The organism is Pseudomonas vancouverensis, assembly GCF_004348895.1.
GTDB classification, from domain to species: Bacteria; Pseudomonadota; Gammaproteobacteria; order Pseudomonadales; family Pseudomonadaceae; genus Aquipseudomonas; species Aquipseudomonas vancouverensis.
Genome location: NZ_RRZK01000035.1, coordinates 104419 through 127295, shown reverse-complemented (window position 1 = coordinate 127295; position 22877 = coordinate 104419). Strand labels below are relative to the sequence as shown.

General features: G+C 60.8%; 21 protein-coding genes. 10 read left to right on the top strand and 11 right to left on the bottom strand.

Annotation, left to right across the window (positions count from 1 at the left end; genetic code table 11):
• Positions 1-20: 20 nt before the first annotated feature.
• The 3 genes from EIY72_RS27280 (at position 21) to EIY72_RS27270 (ending at position 1378) form a co-directional block, all read left to right on the top strand.
• Positions 21-419 (top strand): PaaI family thioesterase, encoded by a 399-nt coding sequence (locus EIY72_RS27280; RefSeq protein ID WP_093222127.1) that lies wholly within the window; start codon positions 21-23, stop codon positions 417-419.
• A 51-nt stretch (positions 420-470) separates the two neighbouring features.
• Positions 471-959: a GFA family protein gene (locus tag EIY72_RS27275; protein ID WP_093222132.1), complete on the top strand. Its 489-nt coding sequence runs from the start codon at positions 471-473 to the stop codon at positions 957-959.
• 125 nt (positions 960-1084) lie between these two features.
• Positions 1085-1378 (top strand): hypothetical protein, encoded by a 294-nt coding sequence (locus tag EIY72_RS27270; RefSeq protein WP_093222135.1) that lies wholly within the window; start codon positions 1085-1087, stop codon positions 1376-1378.
• A gap of 132 nt (positions 1379-1510) precedes the next feature.
• On the opposite strand, the gene EIY72_RS27265 is transcribed toward EIY72_RS27270, so the two are convergent.
• The 3 genes from EIY72_RS27265 to EIY72_RS27255 form a co-directional block, all read right to left on the bottom strand.
• The gene (locus EIY72_RS27265; RefSeq protein ID WP_093222141.1) at positions 1511-2797 is read right to left on the bottom strand and encodes an ATP-binding protein; all 1287 of its coding nucleotides are present in this window, start codon (positions 2795-2797) and stop codon (positions 1511-1513) included.
• A complete protein-coding gene (locus tag EIY72_RS27260) occupies positions 2798-3505 on the bottom strand; it encodes a winged helix-turn-helix domain-containing protein (protein WP_093222146.1) in 708 nt (235 codons plus the stop codon).
• A 165-nt stretch (positions 3506-3670) separates the two neighbouring features.
• A complete protein-coding gene (locus EIY72_RS27255; protein WP_093230569.1) occupies positions 3671-4279 on the bottom strand; it encodes a MiaE family protein in 609 nt (202 codons plus the stop codon).
• 160 nt (positions 4280-4439) lie between these two features.
• On the opposite strand from EIY72_RS27255, the gene EIY72_RS27250 reads away from it, so the two are divergent.
• Positions 4440-5303, top strand: a complete 864-nt coding sequence (locus tag EIY72_RS27250) for a universal stress protein (protein ID WP_093222150.1) — start codon at positions 4440-4442, stop codon at positions 5301-5303.
• A 93-nt stretch (positions 5304-5396) separates the two neighbouring features.
• Here the strand turns inward: EIY72_RS27250 and EIY72_RS27245 are convergent, their stop codons facing one another.
• Positions 5397-5873 carry a DUF1289 domain-containing protein gene (locus EIY72_RS27245; protein ID WP_093222153.1) on the bottom strand — a complete coding sequence of 159 codons (477 nt, stop codon included), beginning with the start codon at positions 5871-5873 and terminating at the stop codon, positions 5397-5399.
• A gap of 435 nt (positions 5874-6308) precedes the next feature.
• Here EIY72_RS27245 and acnB point away from each other — a divergent pair, with 435 nt between their 5' ends.
• Complete coding sequence (acnB, locus tag EIY72_RS27240; protein WP_093222156.1) at positions 6309-8909, top strand: bifunctional aconitate hydratase 2/2-methylisocitrate dehydratase; 2601 nt, start codon at positions 6309-6311, stop codon at positions 8907-8909.
• A 216-nt stretch (positions 8910-9125) separates the two neighbouring features.
• On the opposite strand, the gene EIY72_RS27235 is transcribed toward acnB, so the two are convergent.
• Positions 9126-10796, bottom strand: coding sequence for a SulP family inorganic anion transporter (locus EIY72_RS27235; RefSeq protein WP_093222159.1), 1671 nt, complete (start codon positions 10794-10796; stop codon positions 9126-9128).
• Between the two features lie 95 nt (positions 10797-10891).
• Positions 10892-12172 (bottom strand): serine/threonine transporter, encoded by a 1281-nt coding sequence (locus tag EIY72_RS27230; protein WP_093222164.1) that lies wholly within the window; start codon positions 12170-12172, stop codon positions 10892-10894.
• A gap of 290 nt (positions 12173-12462) precedes the next feature.
• On the opposite strand from EIY72_RS27230, the gene EIY72_RS27225 reads away from it, so the two are divergent.
• The 5 genes from EIY72_RS27225 (at position 12463) to EIY72_RS27205 (ending at position 16599) form a co-directional block, all read left to right on the top strand.
• A complete protein-coding gene (locus EIY72_RS27225; RefSeq protein ID WP_093222168.1) occupies positions 12463-12846 on the top strand; it encodes a tautomerase family protein in 384 nt (127 codons plus the stop codon).
• Between the two features lie 29 nt (positions 12847-12875).
• Positions 12876-13475: a TetR/AcrR family transcriptional regulator gene (locus EIY72_RS27220; protein WP_093222171.1), complete on the top strand. Its 600-nt coding sequence runs from the start codon at positions 12876-12878 to the stop codon at positions 13473-13475.
• Positions 13476-13633: 158 nt separating this feature from the next.
• Positions 13634-14599, top strand: coding sequence for a 2-hydroxyacid dehydrogenase (locus EIY72_RS27215; protein ID WP_093222175.1), 966 nt, complete (start codon positions 13634-13636; stop codon positions 14597-14599).
• A 144-nt stretch (positions 14600-14743) separates the two neighbouring features.
• Positions 14744-15811 carry a phosphotransferase family protein gene (locus tag EIY72_RS27210; protein WP_093222180.1) on the top strand — a complete coding sequence of 356 codons (1068 nt, stop codon included), beginning with the start codon at positions 14744-14746 and terminating at the stop codon, positions 15809-15811.
• A gap of 20 nt (positions 15812-15831) precedes the next feature.
• Positions 15832-16599, top strand: coding sequence for an SDR family oxidoreductase (locus EIY72_RS27205; protein ID WP_085687598.1), 768 nt, complete (start codon positions 15832-15834; stop codon positions 16597-16599).
• A 519-nt stretch (positions 16600-17118) separates the two neighbouring features.
• On the opposite strand, the gene EIY72_RS27200 is transcribed toward EIY72_RS27205, so the two are convergent.
• The 5 genes from EIY72_RS27200 to EIY72_RS27180 all read right to left on the bottom strand — a co-directional run bounded on the left by EIY72_RS27200 (position 17119) and on the right by EIY72_RS27180 (position 22845).
• Entirely contained in the window at positions 17119-17370 is a 252-nt protein-coding gene (locus EIY72_RS27200) for a DUF1652 domain-containing protein (RefSeq protein ID WP_093222184.1), read from the bottom strand.
• Between the two features lie 176 nt (positions 17371-17546).
• Complete coding sequence (locus EIY72_RS27195) at positions 17547-19043, bottom strand: helix-turn-helix transcriptional regulator (RefSeq protein ID WP_093222188.1); 1497 nt, start codon at positions 19041-19043, stop codon at positions 17547-17549.
• Between the two features lie 228 nt (positions 19044-19271).
• Positions 19272-20162, bottom strand: coding sequence for a LysR substrate-binding domain-containing protein (locus EIY72_RS27190; protein WP_093230572.1), 891 nt, complete (start codon positions 20160-20162; stop codon positions 19272-19274).
• Positions 20163-20167: 5 nt separating this feature from the next.
• Positions 20168-22381: a xanthine dehydrogenase family protein molybdopterin-binding subunit gene (locus EIY72_RS27185; protein ID WP_093222192.1), complete on the bottom strand. Its 2214-nt coding sequence runs from the start codon at positions 22379-22381 to the stop codon at positions 20168-20170.
• Positions 22381-22845 carry a (2Fe-2S)-binding protein gene (locus EIY72_RS27180; RefSeq protein WP_093222196.1) on the bottom strand — a complete coding sequence of 155 codons (465 nt, stop codon included), beginning with the start codon at positions 22843-22845 and terminating at the stop codon, positions 22381-22383. Before EIY72_RS27180 ends, EIY72_RS27185 begins: the two co-directional genes overlap by 1 nt.
• Positions 22846-22877: the final 32 nt, after the last annotated feature.

Sequence of the window (22877 nt, the reverse complement as noted above, 5' to 3'; positions counted from 1 at the left end):
TCAAAACGGAGGGATTCGCCATGCTCGACACACTCAAAAAGATCAATTCGACCTCAGCCTTCAACCGCTGGGCCGGCTTCGAAGTCACCCACGCCGACAGCGGCGTCGCCGAACTGACCCTGGCATTTCGCGAAGCCGACATGGCGCAGTACGCCGGTTTCCTGCATGCCGGCATGATTGGCGCGTTGCTCGATACCGCCTGTGGTTTTGCCGCGGGCACAGTGGCGGGCAACGTGTTGGCGTCGCACTTTTCGGTCAACTGCCTGGCACCCGCGGTCGGTGAAGTGTTCATCGCCAAGGGGCGCGTGGTGAAAGCCGGGAAGAAACAGGTATTCGCCCGCGCCGAGTTGTTTGCGCACAGCGGCGATCAGCTGAAGCTGGTGGCGACGGGTGACGCGATCCTCGTGCCGGTCGAGTAACGCGCAGGGTCTAGGCTGTCTTGGGTACAGACAAGACAGCCGGAGGCTCTCATGCATCTCGAAGGTTCCTGCCATTGCGGCGCCGTGTCGTTCAGCCTGAGCAGCGCCCACCCCTACCCTTACCAACGTTGTTACTGCTCGATTTGCCGCAAGACCCAGGGTGGTGGCGGTTATGCGATCAACCTCAGCGGCGATGCCAACAGCCTGAAGGTGCAGGGGCGCAAACACATTGCGATCTACCATGCACGCCTTAAGGAGCCGGGCGACAAACGTGCCCACAGCAGCACGGCCGAGCGGCATTTCTGTTCAGTGTGTGGTTCGGGTTTGTGGCTGTTCAGCCCGGAGTGGCCCGAGCTGATACATCCGTTTGCCTCGGCGATCGACACGCCATTACCGGTGCCGCCTGAGCATACGCACCTGATGCTCGGCTCCAAGGCTTCTTGGGTGGAAGTCCAGGTCAAGCCAGGTGATCAACAGTTCGAGGTCTATCCCAAAGAGTCCATAGCCCAGTGGCATGAGCGACTCGGGTTGAGCCGTTGATGAACGGATCCCGTTGCGCGTGCACCCGGCTTGACAGTTTTTGACAGTTTCCCGACAAAACTGTCGAAGACTGGCCACCCGTCACGCCCTAGCATCGCAACATTCAGATTCCCGGGGTGTTCCTCATGCTTCGTTCGATCCACGCACCACTGATCTTCCTTTGCCTGCTCATACCCGCCGGTCATTTGAGCGCCGAACAATGGCGTTTCAGTCCTTACGACGGAGCGGCAAGCGTGTTCCCTTCGAACAGCGTCGAGCAGGACTCACTGACAGTGCACGAGGATGAAACAGTCAGCCCCAAGCGGATTGTCCTGAACGATTTGGCGTTTGATGAAGAGGAGTTCGGACTGGACGTTCATGTAGGGGCCAGTGATGTTCGCGAGGATCGCAGGAAGGTGGTGGCGGTCGGTGGTGATTGATGGGGTAGTAAGGCTTTCGACAACTGTGGGAGCGAGCCTGCTCGCGATGGCGACTTGGCAGTCAACGATGCAGTGACTTCAATGGCCTCATCGTCGGATCGCCGCCCGGAGACAAGCTCGCTCCCACAGTGTCTAGTCCGCATGCGCCCAGGTCATCCGGAACGACGCCCCGCCCCAGGGCGAGTCCGCCACTTCCACTGACCCGCCATGGGATTGCGACACCCGACGTACCAACGCCAGCCCCAAACCGAATCCGCCCGTACGCCGGTCACGGCTGGCATCCAGGCGCGCAAAGGGCTCGAAGATTTTCTCCCGTCCACTCAGCGGTACCCCCGGGCCGTCATCATTGACCCGCACTTCGTAGTGATCGCCGATGCGCACCAGGGACACTTCAACGCGCTGCTCGGCATAACGAATGGCATTGCGCAGCAGGTTGATCACGGCGCGGGCCATGAAGCGCGGTTCGATGCGCACCTCATCCACCTGGCACGCACCGATCAACAACTGCACCCCGGCCGCCTCGGCTTCCAGCGACACGCTGCCAACCACGCTGTCGAGCCAGCTGCTGGCCTGAATGTTCTCCCGGGAAATCACAGATGCACCGCGCTCGAGGCTGGCGTAGGTCAACAGTTCCGAGACCATGTCCTCCAGCTCCCCCAGGTCGGCGTACATGTCGGCGATCAGCTCACGGTTCTGGCCGGGGTCGGTTTGCTGCCTGAGCTGGTCGAGTTCGAACGACAATCGGGCGATGGGTGTGCGTAGCTCATGGGACACCGCATTGGTCAGTTCGCGTTGATTGGCGATCAGCCCCTCGATGCGCGCCGCCATCAGGTTGAAGTGTTCGGCAAGGTCGCGAATGTTCGAACGTTTCGACATCTGGATGCGCGCCGACAGGTCGTTGTCACCGAAGCGCTCGGCTGCCAGGCGCAGTTTTTCCAGGTCGCGCCAGTGCGGCCGGACCCAGACATACAGGACGATGCCGACCAGCACCGCCAGCATCAGGTAAGCCGCTGTGATGTAGAACGGCATCAGGCTCGGCTCGGCCGGCAACTTGATACTGAGCAATTGCGGGCCGCCATCGATCGAGGCGATGAACTGGGTGTACTTCTCACGGATCACCAGCAAACCGTCGGCCAACAGGGCTTTTTCGTGCTCGTCGAGGGCCAGTTGATCAGCTTGAACCAGGCTCAGGCCCAGCCCGTAATGTGGGCGCAACTCTTCCAGGTGCTGTTCACGCTGCGGACCTTCGAGCCCGCGCAGTTGCTCCACCAGCGTCCACGCCTGGCCGCGCACCGCTTCGCGGTTGTACGCCTGCATCTGGCCTTCGAGCAAAGCGTTGAAGGTATGCTCAACCGCTTGTAACGCTGCCACCAGCCCGACGGCTGCCACCAGATACAAGCCAAGGAATAAGCGCAGCATCTACAGCTCCCACGCGAACGGATTGAACAGATAACCCTTGCCCCAGATGGTCTTGATGCACACCGGCTCCCGAGGGTTGTCCTTCAACTTGCCGCGCAGCTTGCTGATGTAGACATCGACACTACGGTTGAGCCCGTCGAAGGCAATACCGCGCATACGATTGAGGATGTCATCGCGAGAAAGGATCTTGCCGGCGGCACTGGCCAGCAACCACAGCAACTCGAACTCCATGGTGGTCAGTTCGATGCCCTCGCCCGCCAGGCGAACTTCGCGGCAACTGCGGTCGATGCTCAACTGGCCGAACTCCAGCGCGCTGCACACGGCAGGGTCCGGCGCCTGGCGCCGTTGCAAGGCACGCAGACGTGCGAGCAGCACCGGTGGTTTGATCGGTTTGATCACATAGTCATCGGCGCCGGACTCCAGGCCCAGGATGTGATCGAGGTCGTCTTCCTTGGCGGTCAGGATGACAATCGGCGTGTCGGAGACGCTGCGAATTTCCCGGCACACCTGCAAGCCGCTCTGGCCCGGGAGCATCAGGTCGAGCACCACGACTTTCGGCTTGAACTCGAGGAAGGTGGCGAACGCCAGATCGCCGCGGTAGACCTGGCGTACCTCGAAGCCATGTTGGGACAGGAAATGCGCGATCAGCCCTGACAGCTTCTCGTCATCTTCCACCAGCAATACTTTGCCAAAACCCAGGTTATCCATAACGACCATCTGCCAACCGTTGACTGAAGTGGGCGCCATTATGGCGGCATTCGCTCGGCGGACGCAGAGGCTATAGGGCAAAAACCGGCCTCAAGGGCCGGTTTTCAGTGATCTTTCATACTCTTAAGAGTTTTTAACAAAGCGTTGCAAAGAATCCGGCGGAACTCAGGCCGCCGCAGGTACGCCGCTGTGAAAGCGGAACTCCACGTCCGGGGACTCGATCAGCTCCTGCTCGGCTGCGCGAACCTTGTCGATCACCTGGGCGATGTCCTTGGCGTCGCCGTACTGGTAGGCGAGTTTCAGGTAACCCTGGAAATGCCGGGCTTCACTCTTCAGCAGTCCGAAATAAAACTTGCCCAGCTCTTCGTCCAGGTGCGGCACCAGCGCCTCGAAACGTTCGCAACTGCGCGCCTCGATGAACGCGCCGACCACCAGGGTGTCGACCAGCTTCACCGGCTCGTGGCTGCGCACCACTTTGCGCAATCCCGAGGCGTAGCGCCCGGCGGACAGCTGGCGCAGCTCGATCTTGCGCCGCTTCATCAGGCGCATGACCTGCTCGTGGTGCACCAGTTCTTCGCGGGCCAGGCGCGACATCATGTTGATCAGGTCGACATGGGAGTGGTACTTGGCGATCAGGCTCAAGGCGGTGCTGGCGGCTTTGAATTCGCAGTTCTTGTGGTCGATCAGCAAGGTTTCCTGATCGGCCAGTGCGGCTTGAACCCAGCCATCGGGGGTGCGGCAGCCAAGGAACTCGTGAATGTCGGGAAGGATCATGGGGCTCACGGAAAAAGGTTCGAAACGAAGGGCGCCGATTATACCGGCCTGCCCGAAGACCACCAGTCACCATCCGTTGATATGCATCAAGTCGCCGAACGCCGGGCAGCAACTATAGTTGTGCAACGCCGTGCCTTTTCATTTTCAGGAGATCCCGATCATGCAAGCCATTCGCAGCATTCTGGTGGTCATCGAACCCGAACACACGGAAAGCCTGGCGCTCAAACGGGCGAAGCTGATTGCTGGCGTGACCCAGGCGCACCTGCACCTGCTGGTGTGCGATCCCCGGCATGATCGCAGCGCCATGCTGAGTGTGCTCAAGGCCGCCTTGCTCGAGGACGGGTACAGCGTCACCACCGAACAGGCGTGGAACGACAGCCTGCACAAAACCATTATCGATGTGCAACAGGCCGAAGGTTGCGGACTGGTGGTCAAGCAACACCTGCCCGACAGCTCGCTGAAAAAAGCCCTGCTGACGCCGGAGGACTGGAAACTGCTGCGCCATTGCCCATCGCCGGTGTTGCTGGTGAAAACCGCCGGTTCCTGGAAGGACAAGGTGATTCTTGCGGCAGTGGACGTCGGCAATTCCGATCTTGAACACCGCCATCTGCACGTTCTAATCATCGACCACGGTTATGACATCGCCAGCCTGGCCAAGGCGCACCTGCATGTGATCAGCGCCCACCCCTCGCCAATGCTGTCCTCCGCTGACCCGACTTTCCAGCTCAAGGAAACCATCGAAGCGCGTTATCGCGAACAATGCCGGACGTTCCAGGCCGAGTTCGACATAGACGATGAACATTTGCATATCGAGGAAGGGCCGGCGGATGTGCTGATTCCGTTCATGGTGCACAAACTGCAAGCGGCGGTGCTGGTGATCGGCACAGTGGCGCGTACCGGGCTGTCGGGGGCGCTGATCGGTAACACCGCCGAGGTGGTGCTCGATGCTGTGGAAAGCGATGTGCTGGTGCTCAAGCCCGCCGAGGTGGAGGATCATCTGGAGGAATTGGCTAACAAGCCTTGAGATTGGCGGCACCGGTCAAATCGCCATCGCTGGCAAGCCCGCTCCCACATGTTTTTCACTGCCTTAGTGAGAGCAGGCTTGCCAGCAATGCATTCAAGGTCCGTCGCCGAGGCCATCCTTGAGAAACCCCGGCGCGATGTAGCGCTGGTAATGGGCTTCGGACAGCAGGAAAAACTCCCGGTCGATCGCATCCCGCAGTTCCGGCAGGTTCCAGTCGCGGAACTCCGGCAGCAAGACCATCCCGTAGGCTTCCAGATTATTGATCACCCGCGCGCCCCGGGCGATCAGCTGGTAAGCCCAGCAGTATTGCGACTGGTGCGGCACGAAGCGGATCTTGCGCTGTTCCAGCTGCATGCGCAGCATCGTCGGATCGAAAATCTCCACCTTGGCGGCCATCACTTGTGACAGCAATTGCTCCAGTCGCAACCAGACCGCGCGCTTTTCTTCCTCGTTATAACCGTTCCAGTGGATCACCTCGTGGTGGAAGCGCTTGCAGCCACGGCACACCAGATCACCGTAAACAGTGGAGCAGAGGCCGACGCAGGGTGTCTTGATGGTCTGATTGGGCATAAGTAGAAAAATCGGAAAAGCAGAACAGGCCGGCATGTTAGCCCTTTGTCAGCCATTGATCACCCTGCAAAGTTCGAGGGTTTGGATTCGCCACCAAAGTCCTATAGGACCTGACTTACCTTAATTTTTTTTTTGCCGTAGAATCAGCCTGCCTTTTTAGGCGCCAATGTCCGTTAGAAGCTGTTTTCAAAGCGTCACGAGCACAGTCGTTCCTTCAGAGCGGTGTTGGCGTCGGGTTTTTCCAGCGGGGAAAAGTCCAGCGCCAACCCTCATCAGCTCCCGTTCTGCAGGCGTAAAACTTTGAAAGCAGCTTCTGTAAGGAATTGTCGGTAATTCTGGCTAAGTGGCTCACAACGCCATGCAGCGCATGAGTACGGCAATTTCGGGATGAGCGTCCCGGACACCCATTTGGGACCACTGATGAGGGTAATAACTGTGCTTGAAGCCTACCGCAAACATATCGAAGAGCGTGCAGCACTGGGTATCGTTCCCCAGCCGCTTAACGCCGAACAAACTGCAGGCCTGGTCGAGCTGCTGAAAAATCCCCCGGCTGGCGAAGAAGCATTCCTCGTTGACCTGATCACCAATCGCGTTCCGCCAGGAGTGGACGAAGCAGCCTATGTAAAGGCCGGCTTCCTGTCCGCCATCGCCAAAGGCGAAGCCACCTCCCCTCTGATCGACAAGAAGCGCGCGGTTGAACTGCTCGGCACCATGCAGGGCGGCTACAACATCGTGACCCTGGTCAACCTGCTGGACGACGCCGAACTGGCGCCAGTAGCTGCCGAAGAACTCAAGCACACCCTGCTGATGTTCGATGCGTTCCACGACGTCGCTGAAAAAGCCAAGAACGGCAACGTTCACGCCAAAGGCGTTCTGCAGTCCTGGGCTGACGGCGAGTGGTTCGTCAAGCGTCCGGTGCTGGCCGACAAGATCAGCCTGCGCGTTTTCAAGGTGACTGGCGAGACCAACACCGACGACCTGTCCCCTGCTCCGGATGCCTGGTCCCGCCCGGACATCCCGCTGCACGCCCTGGCCATGCTGAAAATGGCTCGCGACGGCATCGTGCCTGACGCACAAGGCGTCACCGGTCCGATGAAGCAGATCGAAGAAATGCGCAACGCCGGTTTCCCAATCGCCTACGTCGGTGACGTGGTCGGTACCGGTTCGTCGCGTAAATCGGCAACCAACTCCGTACTGTGGTTCTTCGGCGACGACGTGCCTTACGTGCCGAACAAGCGTGCCGGCGGTTTCTGCTTCGGCAGCAAGATCGCTCCGATCTTCTACAACACCATGGAAGATGCTGGCGCACTGCCAATCGAATTCGACGTTTCCAACATGCACATGGGCGACGTGATCGACCTGTACCCGCATGCTGGCAAAGTCTGCAAGCACGGCACCGACGAAGTCCTGACCACCTTCGAAATGAAGACCCCGGTCCTGTTGGACGAAGTGCGCGCCGGCGGCCGTATCCCGCTGATCATCGGCCGTGGCCTGACCGAGAAGGCTCGTACCGAGCTGGGCCTGCCACCTTCGACCCTGTTCAAGAAGCCGGAAGCACCGGCTGAAAGCACCAAGGGCTTCACCCTGGCGCAGAAAATGGTCGGCAAGGCTTGCGGCGTGACCGGCGTTCGTCCGGGCACCTACTGCGAACCGAAGATGACCACCGTAGGTTCTCAGGACACCACCGGTCCAATGACCCGTGACGAACTGAAAGACCTGGCGTGCCTGGGCTTCTCGACCGACCTGGTAATGCAGTCCTTCTGCCACACCGCGGCTTATCCGAAGCCGATCGACGTGACCACCCACCACACCCTGCCTGACTTCATCATGACCCGTGGTGGCGTTTCGCTGCGTCCGGGCGACGGCATCATCCACTCGTGGCTGAACCGCATGCTGCTGCCAGACACCGTTGGTACCGGTGGTGACTCCCACACCCGTTTCCCGATCGGCATCTCGTTCCCGGCCGGTTCCGGCCTGGTAGCGTTCGCCGCAGCCACCGGCGTCATGCCGCTGGACATGCCTGAGTCGGTTCTGGTTCGCTTCAAGGGCGAGCTGCAACCAGGCGTCACCCTGCGTGACCTGGTTCACGCCATTCCTTACTACGCGATCCAGAAAGGCCTGTTGACCGTAGAGAAGAAAGGCAAGAAAAACGCCTTCTCCGGCCGCATCCTGGAAATCGAAGGTCTGCCTAAGCTGACCGTCGAGCAAGCGTTCGAACTGTCCGACGCCTCGGCCGAACGTTCGGCTGCCGGTTGCACCATCCAGCTGTCCAAAGAGTCGATCGCCGAATACCTGCAATCGAACATCACCCTGCTGCGCTGGATGATCGGCGAAGGCTACGGCGATGCTCGTACGCTGGAACGTCGCGCTCAAGCGATGGAAGCCTGGCTGGCCAACCCTGAGCTGATGGAAGCGGACAAGGACGCCGAATACGCCGAAATCATCGAGATCGACCTGGCCGAGATCAAGGAGCCTGTGCTCTGCGCTCCAAACGACCCGGACGACGCTCGCCTGCTCTCCAGCGTTGCTGGCGAGAAGATCGACGAAGTGTTCATCGGTTCGTGCATGACCAACATCGGTCACTTCCGCGCTGCCGGCAAGTTGCTGGAACAGGTCAAGGGTCAGCTGCCAACTCGTCTGTGGCTGTCGCCGCCGACCAAGATGGACGCTCACCAACTGACCGAAGAAGGCTACTACGGCATCTACGGCAAGGCTGGCGCGCGCATGGAAATGCCGGGCTGCTCGCTGTGCATGGGTAACCAGGCACGTGTAGAGCCGAACTCGACTGTGGTGTCGACTTCGACCCGTAACTTCCCGAACCGTCTGGGTGACGGCGCGAACGTCTACCTGGCTTCGGCTGAGCTTGCGTCCGTGGCTTCCATCCTGGGTCGCCTGCCGACCGTCGAGGAGTACATGGAATACGCTGGCAAGATCGACAGCATGGCGGCCGACGTTTACCGCTACCTGTCCTTCGACCAGATCGCCGAGTTCCGTGAAGCTGCTGCGAACGCCAACATTCCGGTCGTTCAAGCCTAACGTAGCAACGCAATAGAAAACGCCGCCCCTCTCGCGAGGGGCGGCGTTTTTTTATGCCCGTAAAGATCAGTCGCGGATTTTGTGGCGAGGGAGCTTGCTTCCGTCGGGCTGCGCAGCGGCCCTAAAATAGACCAATGCACTCCAATGGATAGGTTGGGTTATCGAAAAGGGGCCGCTACGCGCCCCAGCGGGAGCAAGCTCCCTCGCCACAGGTAATCACTCTTGGGTCACAGTCAGGCTACGGGCCTGCTGCACGGCCCCGTCCACACTCAACCCACTGAGAATCACCCCGTTGGCCTCCACCTCTGGCAACGCCGCCAAGACGGTTTGCGCGTGATCTTTCAGACGCGCCAGAACCAGAAATTTGCCCTCCTGATGAACCCGCAGGAAAAACTCCTGCAACGCCTCGATACTGGTGCCATCCAGATCAGGCGACTCCTCGAGGCTGAGAATCACCGTATGGATTGGCACCTGTGAATGTCGCACCAGACGCAAGGCGCCACCGAGGATCCGTTCGACGTTGGCAAAAAACAGCGCCTCGCTCGGCCGCACGATCAGGACCCCCGGTTCCGCTGTCGCCGCAGGATGACGCCTCACATCGACGAAATCGTGCCCGCCATCGATGCGCCCGAGCACCTGGATGTCGGCCGAGGACATCTGCTTGAGCATCAGCAACACACTGATCGCCACCGCCACCAGCAGGCCGTCCAGCACACCGAGCAGCAGGACCGCACCGACCGCACAAATCACCAGCAGGCGATCACGCCGCCAAATGAAGTAACGTCCCAGCGGTTGCAGGCTCAAGCCACGGCCCAGAGCGTGGATGACGATGGCGGCTAGGATCGGCTCGGGGGTCAGGGCGATGTAGGGCAACACCGTCAAGACGATGACCAACACCACCAGCGCGGCCACGATGCCGGCAAAACGCGAGGTGGCGCCGGCCGCTTCGTTGGCCGATGTCGCCGAATACCCTGCCCCCGCCGGCATGCCATGGAACAGGCCGGAGAGCAGGTTGGAAGCGCCAAGGGCCAGCAGATCGCGGTTGGAAGTGACCCTGTCACCGTGTTTCAGCGCGTAGGCACTGATCGAGCCATAAGACTCGGCGTACAGGATCATCACCATGGCAAAACCCAATTCCCCCAGACGCAACCAATCGGCAAAGGGCAGCACCGGCAGCCTGGGCACTTCAAGGCTCAAGTCGATCACGCCGATCACGCCGATCATCGGCACGCCATGGGCGGTCAGGTTCAACCACTGCCCCGCCACAATGCCGATCACCACCACCAGCAAGCCGCCCGGCAGGCGTCGAAACTTGCCAAACAGCCAGAGCAGCGCCAGGGCCACGGCGGCCACGCTTGCAGCCACCCAGTTCCATTTTGGTAGCTGTTCCAGCAGTTGCGGCAGGAATCGCACCAGGTTGGCATCGGTCAGGTGCACGCCGACGACGCTGGCGACCTGTTTGAGAATGATCGTCAGCGCCAGGCCAAAGGCGAACCCGCGCAATACCGGTTTGGCAATGAAGGAGGTGACGCTGCCGAGCTTGAACAGCCCGGCCAGCAAAAAGAACGCCCCCGTGACCAGCACCAGGGCGATGGCCAGGGTCGAGCGCAGTGCCGGATCGCCATTGGCCAGGGTCGCCGTGGCCGCCGCCAGTACCGCGGCAGAAGAGGAAGTCGCCGAGACGATGGCGAAACGACTGGTGCCCAGCAACCCATAGCACAGCAAACCGGCAAACAGCGCGATCACCCCGGCCTGGGGCGCCAGCGCGGCAATGCTTGAATAAGCCACCGCTTCAGGCAGCAACAGGCCGGCTATCGACAACCCGGCCAGCAGGTCCTGCCAGCGGTTGGGTTGCTCGGTGGGGGTTGTGGAAGAGGCGCTCGACAATCCTGTGTCTCCAGACGAAAAAAAGCCGCTGTGCGCATCACGCACAGCGGCCACTGTAGCTGTCTATCCGGCACTGCGCGAGGCAGGCCTGCGGATCAAGCGGTCAGCGAGTAGATCAACGCAGTAATCGCTACCAGGCCCACCGCCGTCACGAAGACGTTGGAGGCCTGACCACGATAACGGGCCATCGCCGGGACCTTGCGGATCGCATACATCGGCATCAGGAACAGGATCGCCGCGATGACCGGGCCGCCGAGGGTTTCGATCATGCCGAGGATGCTCGGGTTCAGGGTGGCGACGATCCAGCACACCACCAGCATGAAGGCCGCGGTCATGCGGTCCAGGGTCTTGGCCGCCGGACGTTTGCCGCTCTTGATGATCAGGCCCTTGAGACCTTCGCTGGCGCCGATGTAATGGCCCAGGAACGACTTGGAAATCGCCACGAAGGCAATCAACGGCGCGGCGAAGGCGATGGTCGGGTTGTTGAAGTGGTTGGCCAGGTACGACAGGATCGACAGGTTTTGCGCCTTGGCTTCTGCCAGTTGTGCCGGCGACAGGGTCAATACGCAGCTGAATACGAAGAACAGCACCATCACCACCATCAACAGGTGCGCGCGGGACAGGATCTGCGAGCTGCGCTCCTCGGCGTGTTCACCGTAACGGCGCTTCTGGTCCACGGCGAACGCCGAGATGATCGGCGAGTGATTGAACGAAAAGACCATCACCGGAATCGCCAGCCATAGCGTGTGCAGTAGCGCCGAAGGCGCCGGCACTGTGCTGGCGGTGCTGAGGATGCCGCCGTTCCAGTGGGGAATCAGGAACACCGCGAGAAACAGCAAGGCGACGATGAACGGGTAGACCATCAGGCTCATGGCCTTGACGATCAGTTGCTCGCCGCAGCGCACCACCGCCAGCAGGCCGAGGATCAGCACCAGCGACAGCAGCGCACGCGGCGGCGGCGTGATGTGCAACTGATGCTCAAGGAAGCTGCCGACCGTGTTGGTCAGGGCCACGCTGTAGATCAGCAGGATCGGGAAAATCGCGAAAAAGTACAGCAGAGTAATCAGCGCACCGGCCTTGATGCCGAAATGTTCTTCCACCACCTCGGTAATGTCCGCGCCTTCGCGTCCGGACAACACAAAGCGAGTCAGGCCACGGTGTGCATAGAAGGTCATCGGGAAGGCGAGCAGCGCCAGGATCAATAGCGGCCAGAAACCGCCAAGGCCTGCGTTGATCGGCAAAAACAGGGTGCCGGCACCAATCGCCGTGCCAAACAGCCCGAGCATCCAGGTGGTGTCTTGGCGATTCCAGCTCGAAAGCGTGGCTGGAGTTGCTGCTACATAGCGCTTGTTGACGCTATTGGCCTGATCATTCATCCGGTGGGATCTCCACATTCCGGTCACTTGCCACTCGGCCAGGACGCGTCGGAGTACCCGACAAAAAGTGACTTGGCCGAAACAGGGGCGGCATTCTGGGGGATAAGTGAGCAGAAGCAAAGACTTAGGTGAGGGACGGTGGTTCCAGATGGACGAAAGTCACCTGCGGGAGCCGGCTCCTACAAAAGGCGTGCTGCGCTTTCGGGGATGCTTTTTCATCGTTAAGCCCTTGATAAAGGATTAGCATCATGTATTTTGAATACACCTGCCATCCTTTCCGGAGCTGCCCCATGCCACTGGTTCGCGTCGACATCAAGAAACACCAGGACCCCACCCACGCCAAGCGCGTCGGCCAGTTGATCTACGCCGCCATGCACAGCGCGATTGGCGTGCCCGAACATGACAACTTCCAGATCCTTGCCGAGCACGATGAGCAGCACTTCATTTTCGACACTGAATACCTGGGCATCCAGCGCACCGACAACCTGGTGATCATCCAGATCACCCTGAACGAAGGACGAACCCTGGAGCAGAAAAAACTGCTCTACAAGACCATCGCCGAGAGCTTGCACGGGGAACTGGGCGTGCGCATGGAGGACGTTTTCATTAACCTTGTGGAAGTCAAAAAGGAAAACTGGTCCTTCGGCAACGGTATTGCCCAGTACGCCAGTTGACCTTCCATCCCTGATCCTGCGAGCCGCCCATGCCCCGAGTCTCCCGAAAACAAGCCGAACTCAACCGCGAAACCATCGTCGATGCCGCCACGCGGCTGTTTCGTGAGCGTGGCTTGCACGGCATCAGCGTGGTCGATGTGATGGCGGCTGCCGGCTTGACCCATGGCGGTTTCTATGGTCACTTCGAGTCCAAGGAAGCACTGGCGCAGGAGGCCAGCGGCCGGGCATTCGAGCAGGCGGCACAGCGCTGGCAGGAACGTGCTACCGGCCGGGAAGACAAAACCGCCGCGCGCCGGGACGTGATTGAGCTGTACCTGTCCAACGAAAGCCGCGACAAGCCGGGGGAAAGTTGCCCGGTGGTAGCCTTTGCCGGGGACATGTGCCACGAGGCCGCCGACAGCGGCTTGCACCAGACCTACCTGCATGGCCTGAACAATTTGCTCGATTCGTTGGCTTCGCTTCAGGAGTCGGACGATGCCGCTGCCAACCGCCAGCAAGCGCTGGTTCAGTACTCACTGATGTTTGGCGCGCTGATGTTGGCCCGGGCGACCCGCGGCGATCCGTTGTCCGATGAACTGCTGGAGACAGCACGCGATGCGCTGCTGAAGCCCCCCGCCCCACGCAAATAACCCCCAGGCACACAGAAAAAAGATCGCCGGTTGCGCCAGCTCCTACACTTGTTGGCGCGGCCCGCTGATGGCGATCTTTGGCATTGCCAAATCCCCATGCAGCCAGCAATCTCATAGGACGTTCGAGACCGACATTCTGCTGCCCACAGGAGCCAAGCATGCCTGTAACTGTTCTGGTACTGGTTGAAACCATCAATGACTACCTGCCGATTCTCGAACATCAGGGCTTTCACCTGATTCTGGCGCCGACGCCTGCCGAACGTGCCGAAGCCATCACCCGGCACGCCGGCCAGATTGACGCCGTGCTGACCCGTGGCCCGCTGGGCTTGTATGCCGATGAAATCGCCGCCCTGCCCAACCTCAAGATCATCTGCGTGATCGGCGCCGGTTATGAACACGTCGACCTGCAGGCCGCCGCCGATCGCGGCATCACGGTGACCAACGGCGCCGGGGTCAACGCCTCGTCCGTGGCCGACCACGCCATGGCATTGCTGCTGGCACTGGTGCGCGATGTGCCGCGCTGCGATGCCGCCGTGCGCCGTGGTGAGTGGCCGAAAATCATGCGCCCTTCCCTCGCCGGCAAACGCCTGGGCATCCTCGGCCTCGGCGCCGTCGGCATGGCCATCGCCAAACGCGCCGCCGCCGGTTTCGACATGAGCGTGTGCTATCACAATCGCCAGCATCGAAGCGATGTGCCCTACACCTTCTGTTCCACGCCAACGGAACTGGCGCGGGCCTCGGACTTCCTGATCGTCGCCACCCCGGGTGGCCTGGGCACCAAACACCTGATCAATCGCCAGGTGCTCGATGCCTTGGGCCCCAAGGGTTTTATCGTCAACATTGCCCGGGCCAGCGTGGTGGTCACGGCCGACCTGATCACCGCCCTCGAACAACGGCGCATCGCCGGCGCGGCGCTGGACGTTTTCGATGCCGAACCGCAAGTGCCGCAAGCGTTGAAAAGCCTGAGCAACGTCATCCTCACCCCGCACGTTGCCGGGCTCTCACCCGAAGCCACCCAGGGTACCGTCGAACTGGTGGGCAAAAACCTCGCGGCATTTTTCTCCAACCAGCCGGTCTTGACGCCGATCGACTTGCCACCCGCCAGGAGCCGGGCCGCACGTTGAAGGCAATTCAAACAGCTGTATCAAAAACAATGATTGGCCGGCAACACGCTCGCCTATAAGAGCCGTTCGCGGTTGTGGGTGAGCGGAGTGCGCATTAGATTAGCCAATAGTTTCAGGCCTCCAGAATAAGCAGAAGGGATAAGCATGGCGCTTACTGACCAGTCCACCCGTATCCGCACCGGCGAAGAGCTCGATGCCAGCCTGATCGATCCTTACCTCAAGGCCCACATTCCGGGGCTCAGTGGTCTGCCAAAAATCAGCCAGTTCCCGGGCGGGGCATCGAACCTGACCTACTTGCTGGAATACCCGGAACAGGAGTTCGTCCTGCGACGGCCGCCCTTCGGCCACAAGGCCAAGTCCGCCCATGACATGGGCCGTGAATTCCGTATCCTCAATCAGCTGCGCGACGGCTTCCCGTACTGCCCGAAAGCCTACGTGCACTGCACTGACGAATCGGTGATCGGCGCCGAGTTCTACGTGATGGAACGGGTCAACGGCATCATCCTGCGTTCGGACCTGCCGCCGGAACTGGGCCTGGACGCAACGAAAACCGAAGCCCTGTGCAAAAGCTTCATCGACAAGTTCGTCGAACTGCACCAGGTCGACTACAACGCCTATGGCCTGGGTGACCTGGGCAAACCCGAAGGTTACGTCGCGCGGCAGATCAAAGGCTGGAGCGACCGCTACGAAAAAGCCCTGACCCCGGACGCACCTCAGTGGGAAGCGGTCAAGGCCTGGCTCAACGACAAGATGCCGGCCGATCACCCGACCTCCAGCATCGTCCACAACGACTATCGCTTCGACAACGTGATCCTCGACCCGCACAACCCGATGCAAATCATCGGCGTGCTCGACTGGGAACTGACCACCCTCGGCGATCCGCTGATGGACCTGGGCAACACCCTCGCCTACTGGATCGAAGCCAATGACCCGGCGCCCGTGCAACTGATGCGCCGCCAGCCGAGCCATGCCCCGGGTATGCTCACCCGCCAACAGTTCGTCGATTACTACGCCGAACGTTCAGGCATTCGCATCGACAATTTCGACTTCTACTACACCTACGGCCTGTTCCGCCTGGCCGGCATCGTCCAGCAGATCTACTACCGCTTCTACCATGGCCAGACCCAGGACAAACGCTTCGCGCAGTTCATTCACATGAACAAGTTGTTGGAGCAGATGAGCCTGCAGGTCATTCAAAAATCCAGTTTGTGACTCGATAACAAGGAAAATCCATGTCCAAGACCCAGTTGTTCGACCTCGACGGCAAGATCGCTTTCGTCTCCGGCGCCAGCCGTGGCATCGGTGAGGCCATCGCCAAACTGCTGGCCCAGCAAGGCGCCCATGTGATCGTTTCGAGCCGTAAACTCGAAGGCTGCCAGCACGTCGCCGACGCGATCATCGCCGCCGGCGGCAAAGCCACTGCTGTTGCCTGCCACATCGGCGAAATGGAACAGATCAGCCAGGTCTTCGCCGGCATCAAGGAACAATTCGGCCGCCTCGACATCCTGGTCAATAACGCCGCGACCAACCCGCAGTTCTGCAACGTGCTGGACACCGACCTCGGCGCCTTCCAGAAAACCGTCGACGTGAACATCCGCGGCTACTTCTTCATGTCGGTGGAAGCCGGCAAGCTGATGCGCGAGAACGGCGGTGGCAGCATCATCAACGTCGCCTCGATCAACGGCATCTCGCCGGGGATCTTCCAGGGCATCTACTCGGTGACCAAGGCCGCGGTCATCAACATGACCAAGGTGTTCGCCAAGGAATGCGCGCAGTTCGGTATCCGCTGCAACGCGCTGCTGCCGGGCCTGACCGACACCAAGTTCGCCTCGGCACTGGTCAAGAACGACGCGATCCTGAAACAGGCGCTGACCCAGATCCCGCTCAAGCGTGTTGCCGATCCGAGCGAAATGGCCGGCGCCGTGCTGTACCTGGCCAGCGATGCCTCCAGCTACACCACCGGTGTATCGCTGAACGTGGACGGCGGTTTCCTGTCCTGATCGCAACAACCCGATCCCTGTAGGAGCGAGCATGCTCGCGAAATGCGTCCAGGCAACGCGGGTTTTCAGGTAACCCGCGTCATCGTTGACGTCCATTGTCGGAACGCCGCCCGGACCAAGCTCGCTCCCACATTAAGCCGGCTGCGCCAGATCTATTGAGTAATACAGCGCGTAGTCGTGGTCAGCCGTGTCACCTGCCCGTCTTCGCCACGTACATCACCCATCACATCGGTTTTATCCATCGTCTGGCAGGTGCGTTCAGGCGGCGGTGGCGGGGTCACGTGCGGTGGCGGTGGCGGGCTGGCGCAGCCGCCGAGAATCACAGCGCAGAAAGCCAGAGACAGAGGTGTACAAACGCGTTTCCCAAGAGTTTTCATAGGTTGACCCGCGATAAGAGAGAGACACATTTTTTGTGACAACAGAAACACCGCGCAAAATCCATGCACCTGTCACAAAAAATGTATCTGCAAAACTCTCGTGGCCCTGTCATTGGCCGGCAGCGGCAAAAGCTGACAGTTTTTACAGCAGCGAATCAGAACGATGCAGCGGGTTGCTGTGCAACTCCTCACGCAATTCTTCGATCAAGGCAGCGACCGATTCCGCTCGTTGCAGAATGGCCGTGTTCAGGCCGCTGACCACCAGATCCACTTGCCCCGACGCCGGGTGATAGAGCTTGACCGTCAACGAATGCTCCCCCGTAACGGCGCACTCACAGGCCAGTGGCGAAAAGCTCTGCTCAATCAACATCCGCAACTGTGCGAGGGAAATCATTGCCACGGACCCTGACGGAAAACGATTTCGGGTCTTTGCTGCATGTAACGCTTCCTTCTACGGCTTCCGGAGGACGCGGCAACCGCCGCAAGACAGCTGTCGCACCCCATCAGCCTAAGAAGCAGTGCACCCGCTCAACACATCAATTTGCACCTTCCGGCCTGGTGCATTTGCACCTATCGCTGAGCCTTCGGTCGCCATTCACTGGCGAACAGCCCGCGTTCACGGGCCCAGACAATCGCCTCACTGCGGCTGTGCACATCGAGCTTGGAATAGACCGTCGCCACGTGGTTGCGCACCGTGTTCGGCGCCAGTTTCAGGCGTGCGGCAATTTCCTTGTCCGCCAGACCTTCGCAGATCAGGCCCAACACGTCGCGCTCCCGGGCGGTTAAGTCGGTGTAGGACACGCTGGGCAATTTCGGTGAGTTGACGTTTTTCACGTTGGCCAGCTTCTCGATCAGCGTGCGGCTGAACCAGGAAGCGTCTTTCATGACTTCTTCGATGGCCGCGACCAATTCAAGCTCGGTGCGCTTGCGCTCGGTGATGTCCATCAACACCAGCAGATAACAGGGGTTGTCCTGAATGTTCACGGTGTCGGCCGAGACGGCGCAATCGATCAACATGGCGTCCTTACGGCGCATCCGCACGTCGATGCGATCCAGGCTGCCAGTCTTTTCCAGTGCCGCGAACAGCCGCTGACGGGCCTGTTTGTCGTCGAAGAAGTCGATGTGGGCGATGTGCTCGCCCAGCACCTCTTCGCTGGAATAACCAAAGGTGCTCAGGAATGCTTCGTTGACGTCCAGTACCCTCTGATCATCCGCACTGCATACCAGGATCGGCACCGGTGACAGGCGAAAGGCCTTGGCAAAACGTTCTTCGCTCTGGCGCAGGGCGACCTCGGCCTTGTGCCGTGGCTCCATGTCGACGAACGAAAACAGCATGCATGCCTCATCGTTGAGTTCCAGTGGCTGCCCGGCCACTATCACTTGCTTGCTGCCGCCATCCGGCAGGCGCAACTCGGCCTGCCTCTGCGTGATGGTCACGCCCTCACGCAGACGCTGCTTGGCCAGGTCCTTGTTTTCCGCCTGCTCGAGTACGTCCAGCTCATAGGTCGAGACACCGATGACCTGATCACGGGAATAACCGGTCATTTCGAGGAAACCGGGATTGACCTTGATGTAACGCAGGTCACTGAGCCGGCAAATCACCGCCGGTGCCGGGTTGGCGGCGAAGGTTTTTTCGAAGCGCTGCTCGGCACTGGCCCAGTCGGTGACGTCGTCCATGATCAACACCAGCGATTGCGCTTCGCCGGCGTTATCCGCCAGCACCAGCCCGCGCACGCGATGGACCCAGGCGCGCTCGTCATCAGCCGCCGATGTCACTTCCACCAGCACGTCGCTGAACGACTCGCCCCGGGCTACGCGGTTGATCGGGTAGCTGCCCGTGGGCACGGCGTGATTATTGCGATAGCGCAGGGAAAAACGCTTTGCATAGGCCTTGGCGTCTGCCCCCAGATCGCTGATACGCGCGACGCCATGCATCGCCAGCGCGGCGTCATTGGCCCAGAGAATCGTCTGGTCAGGGTCCAGCAGAATGACCCCGTCGGACAGATCGGTAATGATCTGCTGCAACTGGCGGCGATTGGTTTCGGTGGTCAAGACGTCCTGGCTCATTGCATCTCCACAACTCTATGCGCATGTGAAGATTACGACCGCGAGTGTTTCTGATCGTGCGAAGCACCTGATACCAGCGCATTGCGATAAGCCAGCAAGCCGACAGGTTCTTCGGCGCTCACCGACTGTGTGAACGCTGATGAACCCGTGGGACCGAGCTTGCTCGCGATGGCGATGCATCAGGCGAAATGGATTTCGACTGCACCCAAGTCTTCGCGGACAGGAGCGTCAATGTGCGTCTTGCAGCACCAACTCGCGCAACGTATCGAGAAACAGCTTGAGCACCGGCGAATTGTCGTCCGCGCGATAAGTGACGTACAGCGGCACCTCCGGCAACGCCGGGGTCAGGCGGCGAAACACCAGCCCGGCGGGTGCCAGTTGCTCGATGGACGCGGGCAACAACGCCACGCCGAACCCGGCCCGGACCAGACTGAGCAAGGTCTGTACCTCGATCACCTGCTGACGAATCTGCGGGGTAAAACCGGCCTGGATACAGCATTGATAGAGAAACCCGGCAAACCGCGATTGCTTGAGTTCCAGCGCCACGAACGGCTCCGCCGCGAGATCCGAGGGCGCCAGGCTGTCACGCTGTGCCAACGGATGATCGACCGGCATGACCACCCGAATCGGCTCATAAATCAGCAACTCGTTGCGCAACAGCGGATCGTCATAACCGACCCGGAACACGCAGGCATCGATGCGTTTCTCCTTCAACGCCTGGACCTGTGCCGCCGGGGTCATTTCATGCAGGCGCCAGTTCACCTGCGGGTAGCGCTCGCGAAACAGGTGCAAGGCCCGAGGCAAGACACCGACCATCACCGAGCTGATCATGCCGATTTCCAGCTCGCCCAATTGGCCCCGACCAGTCTGGCGCGTCAGGTCCAGTGCACGGTTGAGCTGTTCGAATACCAGCGGCGCCTGGTCCTTGAGCATCTGTCCGGCCGCCGTCAGCTCGACCCGGTGATGGCTGCGCTCGAACAACGGCGTGCCCAGTTCCTCTTCCAGCAGACGGATCTGTTGGCTCAGCGGCGGCTGGCAGATGTGCAGGCGAGCGGCCGCCCGGCCGAAGTGCAGCTCTTCGGCCAGGGCCATGAAGTAGCGCAGCAAACGCAAATCCATGGCGGTCACCCCAACTTCAATGGTGTCGAGCGCTGGCGCACTCCAGTCAGGCTGAACAGTGCATTGGCGATGGCCGGCGCCACCGACGGGCTGCCCAGTTCACCGACACCGCCAGGCTTTGCCGGCTCGCCTTCGACCAACAGAATGTCCACCGCCGGCATGTCCGACATGCGCGTCACCCGGTAATCGTGGAAGTTGCTCTGCACCACCCTGCCCTGCTTGATGTCCAGACGATCGAACAAGGCATGACCAAGGCCCCACATCAGGCCGCCGTAGATCTGTTCTTCGACGCCGCCGGGCGATACCGCCAGGCCACAGTCGACCACACAGGTCAGCTTATCGACTTTGGCCACGCCGTCCTTCTGCGAGACCCGCGCCACCACCGCAATGAAACTGGTATAGCCCTGATTGGTGGCGATCCCCAGCGCCGTACCGGGTGGCAATGTCTGGCCCCAACCGGCGCGTTCGGCTGCGCTTTTCAGGACGGCGACATGCCGCGGTCGGTCCTGCATGTTGGCCAAGCGAAAGGCCAAGGGGTCCTGCCCCGCAGCATGGGCCAGTTCATCCATGAAGCTTTCCACGGCAAACACGTTGGGAATGAAGCTGACCGAGCGATACCAGCCGCTGGGCACGTTGCTCTCGTGCCGGACCCAGACCAGGTCCAGGTTCGCCGGACGGTAGGCAAAGTCCCACGCAGTGATGGCTTCGGTGGTGCTGTAGTCCATCTTGTCGGGGCGTTCGAAGTAACCCGGCTCCCACTGCTCCGGCGAAGCCGGCGATACGGCGTTAAGCTGCAACGCGGTCAGCTTGCCTTGCGCATCCAGCGCGCCCTTGGCCCGATGCAGCGTGGCCGGATGCATGAACAGCGCGCGCATTTCGTCTTCGCGGCTGTTCATCAACTTCACCGGCACCTGCGCTTGCTGCGCCAGGTAGGCGACTTCGAACAGCCAGTACTTGGCCTCCCGCGCACCGAAGCTGCCCCCGGACACCATCTCGTTGATGGTGACCTTGTCCTTGGCGATCTGGCACACGGTCTGCGCCGCTTCCAGCGCCGACGACGGCACCTGTACGCCGCCCCAATAGGTGATGGCGTTGTCCTTGACCTGGGCGGTGATACAGATCGGCTCCAGCGGGTTCTGCATCTTGTAGGGCATGCGGTAATCGGCTTCGATCAGTTTGGCAGCACTCGGCCATTGCTCGCTGACATTGCCGGCGGCCATGGCGCTGACCCGTTGCGCGGCCTTGTCGTCGAGTGCCGCGGCCTGGGCCTTGGCCAGTTCGTCGCTGTCGAAAGCGGCCAACGGCGAATCGCTCCATTGCACCTTGAGTTGCTCGCGACCCTGATGCGCCGCCCAGTAGTTGTCCGCCAGCACCGCGACGCCTTCAACGTTGCCGCCGAGTACATCCGGCCGCCCCGGTACCCTGATCACCTTGCGCACGCCGGGCACTTGCAGCGCGGCGGCGGAATCCACCGACAAGACCCGCGCGCCGATCACCGGGGACCGTTGAATCACGGCCACCAGCATCTCTGGCAGGACCACGTCGATGCTGTACTTGAAACGCCCGCTGACCTTGGCCTGGGCATCGCGTTTGTGGCGCAGCTTGCCGATGTATTTGAACTGCGCGGGATCCTTGAGCGTAACCTTTTGCGGAGCCGGCAATTGCGCCGCCGCACTGGCCAATTCGCCGTAACCGAGGCTGTGTTTGCTCGCGCTGTGCACCACGCGGCCTTCTTCAGTGGTGCAACTGTCCGGGCTGACTTTCCACTGATTGGCGGCCGCCGTGACCAACAACGCACGCGCCGTCGCACCGGCCATGCGCAGGCGCTCGTACTCCAGCGAGACACTGGTGCTGCCACCGGTGGAGAAGACTTTCCAGATCGGGTGGATGTAGGTGTCGAAGAATGGATTCTCCGGGCTGATCACCTGCACGGTCATCGGGTTGACGTCCAGTTCCTCGGCCACGCAGGCGGCCAGCGCCGTGTGGGTACCGGTGCCCGAGTCGTGCTTGTGCACCACCAGTTTCACCGTACCGTCGGGCAGGATGCGTACCCAGGCATTGGGCTCGAATTCACCTATGGGCGCCGGGGCCTTGGGGTCGCTCGCCGCTGCGCCTGCGGGCAGGTAAAACGCAACTGCCAGCCCCGACGCGACGGTGGCGGCCTGCTTGAGGAAGGTGCGGCGTGAGGGTTGCAGTTGCAGCTCGTCGAGGCTCGTCATCACGCCTCCTTCGACGCGGACGCCGCCCGTTTGATCGCCTTGTTGATGCGCCCGTAGGTGCCGCAACGGCACAGGTTGCCGGACATGGCGTTGCGAATCGAATCGTCAGTGACGGGCGCGCCGGTATTGAGCAAGGCCGCTGCCGACATGATCTGACCGGATTGACAGTAACCGCATTGCGGCACATCTTCGGCAACCCAGGCCAGTTGCAGCGGATGCTGCTCGGTCGCGGACAAGCCTTCGATGGTGGTGATGCTGTGCCCGGCCACGGCCGCCACCGGCAACTGGCAGGAGCGCACGGCGACGCCATCCAGGTGCACGGTGCAGGCGCCGCACAGGCCCATGCCGCAGCCGAATTTGGTACCGGTGAGTTGCAAGTGGTCACGCAACACCCATAACAAGGGCGTGGTGGAGGACGTCTCGGGCAGTTCGCGCCTTTCGCCGTTTACCGTGAATTCGATCATTGTCAGGCTCCGTGAGAGCGGCCCGTCTTTGT

Bases quoted from the DNA above. Each gene is read 5' to 3' on its own strand.
- EIY72_RS27280 (WP_093222127.1), top strand. From the start codon at position 21: ATGCTCGACACACTCAAAAAGATCAATTCGACCTCAGCCTTCAACCGC.
- EIY72_RS27275 (WP_093222132.1), top strand. From the start codon at position 471: ATGCATCTCGAAGGTTCCTGCCATTGCGGCGCCGTGTCGTTCAGCCTG.
- EIY72_RS27270 (WP_093222135.1), top strand. From the start codon at position 1,085: ATGCTTCGTTCGATCCACGCACCACTGATCTTCCTTTGCCTGCTCATA.
- EIY72_RS27265 (WP_093222141.1), bottom strand. From the start codon at position 2,797: ATGCTGCGCTTATTCCTTGGCTTGTATCTGGTGGCAGCCGTCGGGCTG.
- EIY72_RS27260 (WP_093222146.1), bottom strand. From the start codon at position 3,505: ATGGATAACCTGGGTTTTGGCAAAGTATTGCTGGTGGAAGATGACGAG.
- EIY72_RS27255 (WP_093230569.1), bottom strand. From the start codon at position 4,279: ATGATCCTTCCCGACATTCACGAGTTCCTTGGCTGCCGCACCCCCGAT.
- EIY72_RS27250 (WP_093222150.1), top strand. From the start codon at position 4,440: ATGCAAGCCATTCGCAGCATTCTGGTGGTCATCGAACCCGAACACACG.
- EIY72_RS27245 (WP_093222153.1), bottom strand. From the start codon at position 5,873: ATGCCCAATCAGACCATCAAGACACCCTGCGTCGGCCTCTGCTCCACT.
- EIY72_RS27230 (WP_093222164.1), bottom strand. From the start codon at position 12,172: ATGAATGATCAGGCCAATAGCGTCAACAAGCGCTATGTAGCAGCAACT.
- EIY72_RS27225 (WP_093222168.1), top strand. From the start codon at position 12,463: ATGCCACTGGTTCGCGTCGACATCAAGAAACACCAGGACCCCACCCAC.
- EIY72_RS27220 (WP_093222171.1), top strand. From the start codon at position 12,876: ATGCCCCGAGTCTCCCGAAAACAAGCCGAACTCAACCGCGAAACCATC.
- EIY72_RS27215 (WP_093222175.1), top strand. From the start codon at position 13,634: ATGCCTGTAACTGTTCTGGTACTGGTTGAAACCATCAATGACTACCTG.
- EIY72_RS27210 (WP_093222180.1), top strand. From the start codon at position 14,744: ATGGCGCTTACTGACCAGTCCACCCGTATCCGCACCGGCGAAGAGCTC.
- EIY72_RS27205 (WP_085687598.1), top strand. From the start codon at position 15,832: ATGTCCAAGACCCAGTTGTTCGACCTCGACGGCAAGATCGCTTTCGTC.
- EIY72_RS27200 (WP_093222184.1), bottom strand. From the start codon at position 17,370: ATGATTTCCCTCGCACAGTTGCGGATGTTGATTGAGCAGAGCTTTTCG.
- EIY72_RS27195 (WP_093222188.1), bottom strand. From the start codon at position 19,043: ATGAGCCAGGACGTCTTGACCACCGAAACCAATCGCCGCCAGTTGCAG.
- EIY72_RS27190 (WP_093230572.1), bottom strand. From the start codon at position 20,162: ATGGATTTGCGTTTGCTGCGCTACTTCATGGCCCTGGCCGAAGAGCTG.
- EIY72_RS27185 (WP_093222192.1), bottom strand. From the start codon at position 22,381: ATGACGAGCCTCGACGAGCTGCAACTGCAACCCTCACGCCGCACCTTC.
- EIY72_RS27180 (WP_093222196.1), bottom strand. From the start codon at position 22,845: ATGATCGAATTCACGGTAAACGGCGAAAGGCGCGAACTGCCCGAGACG.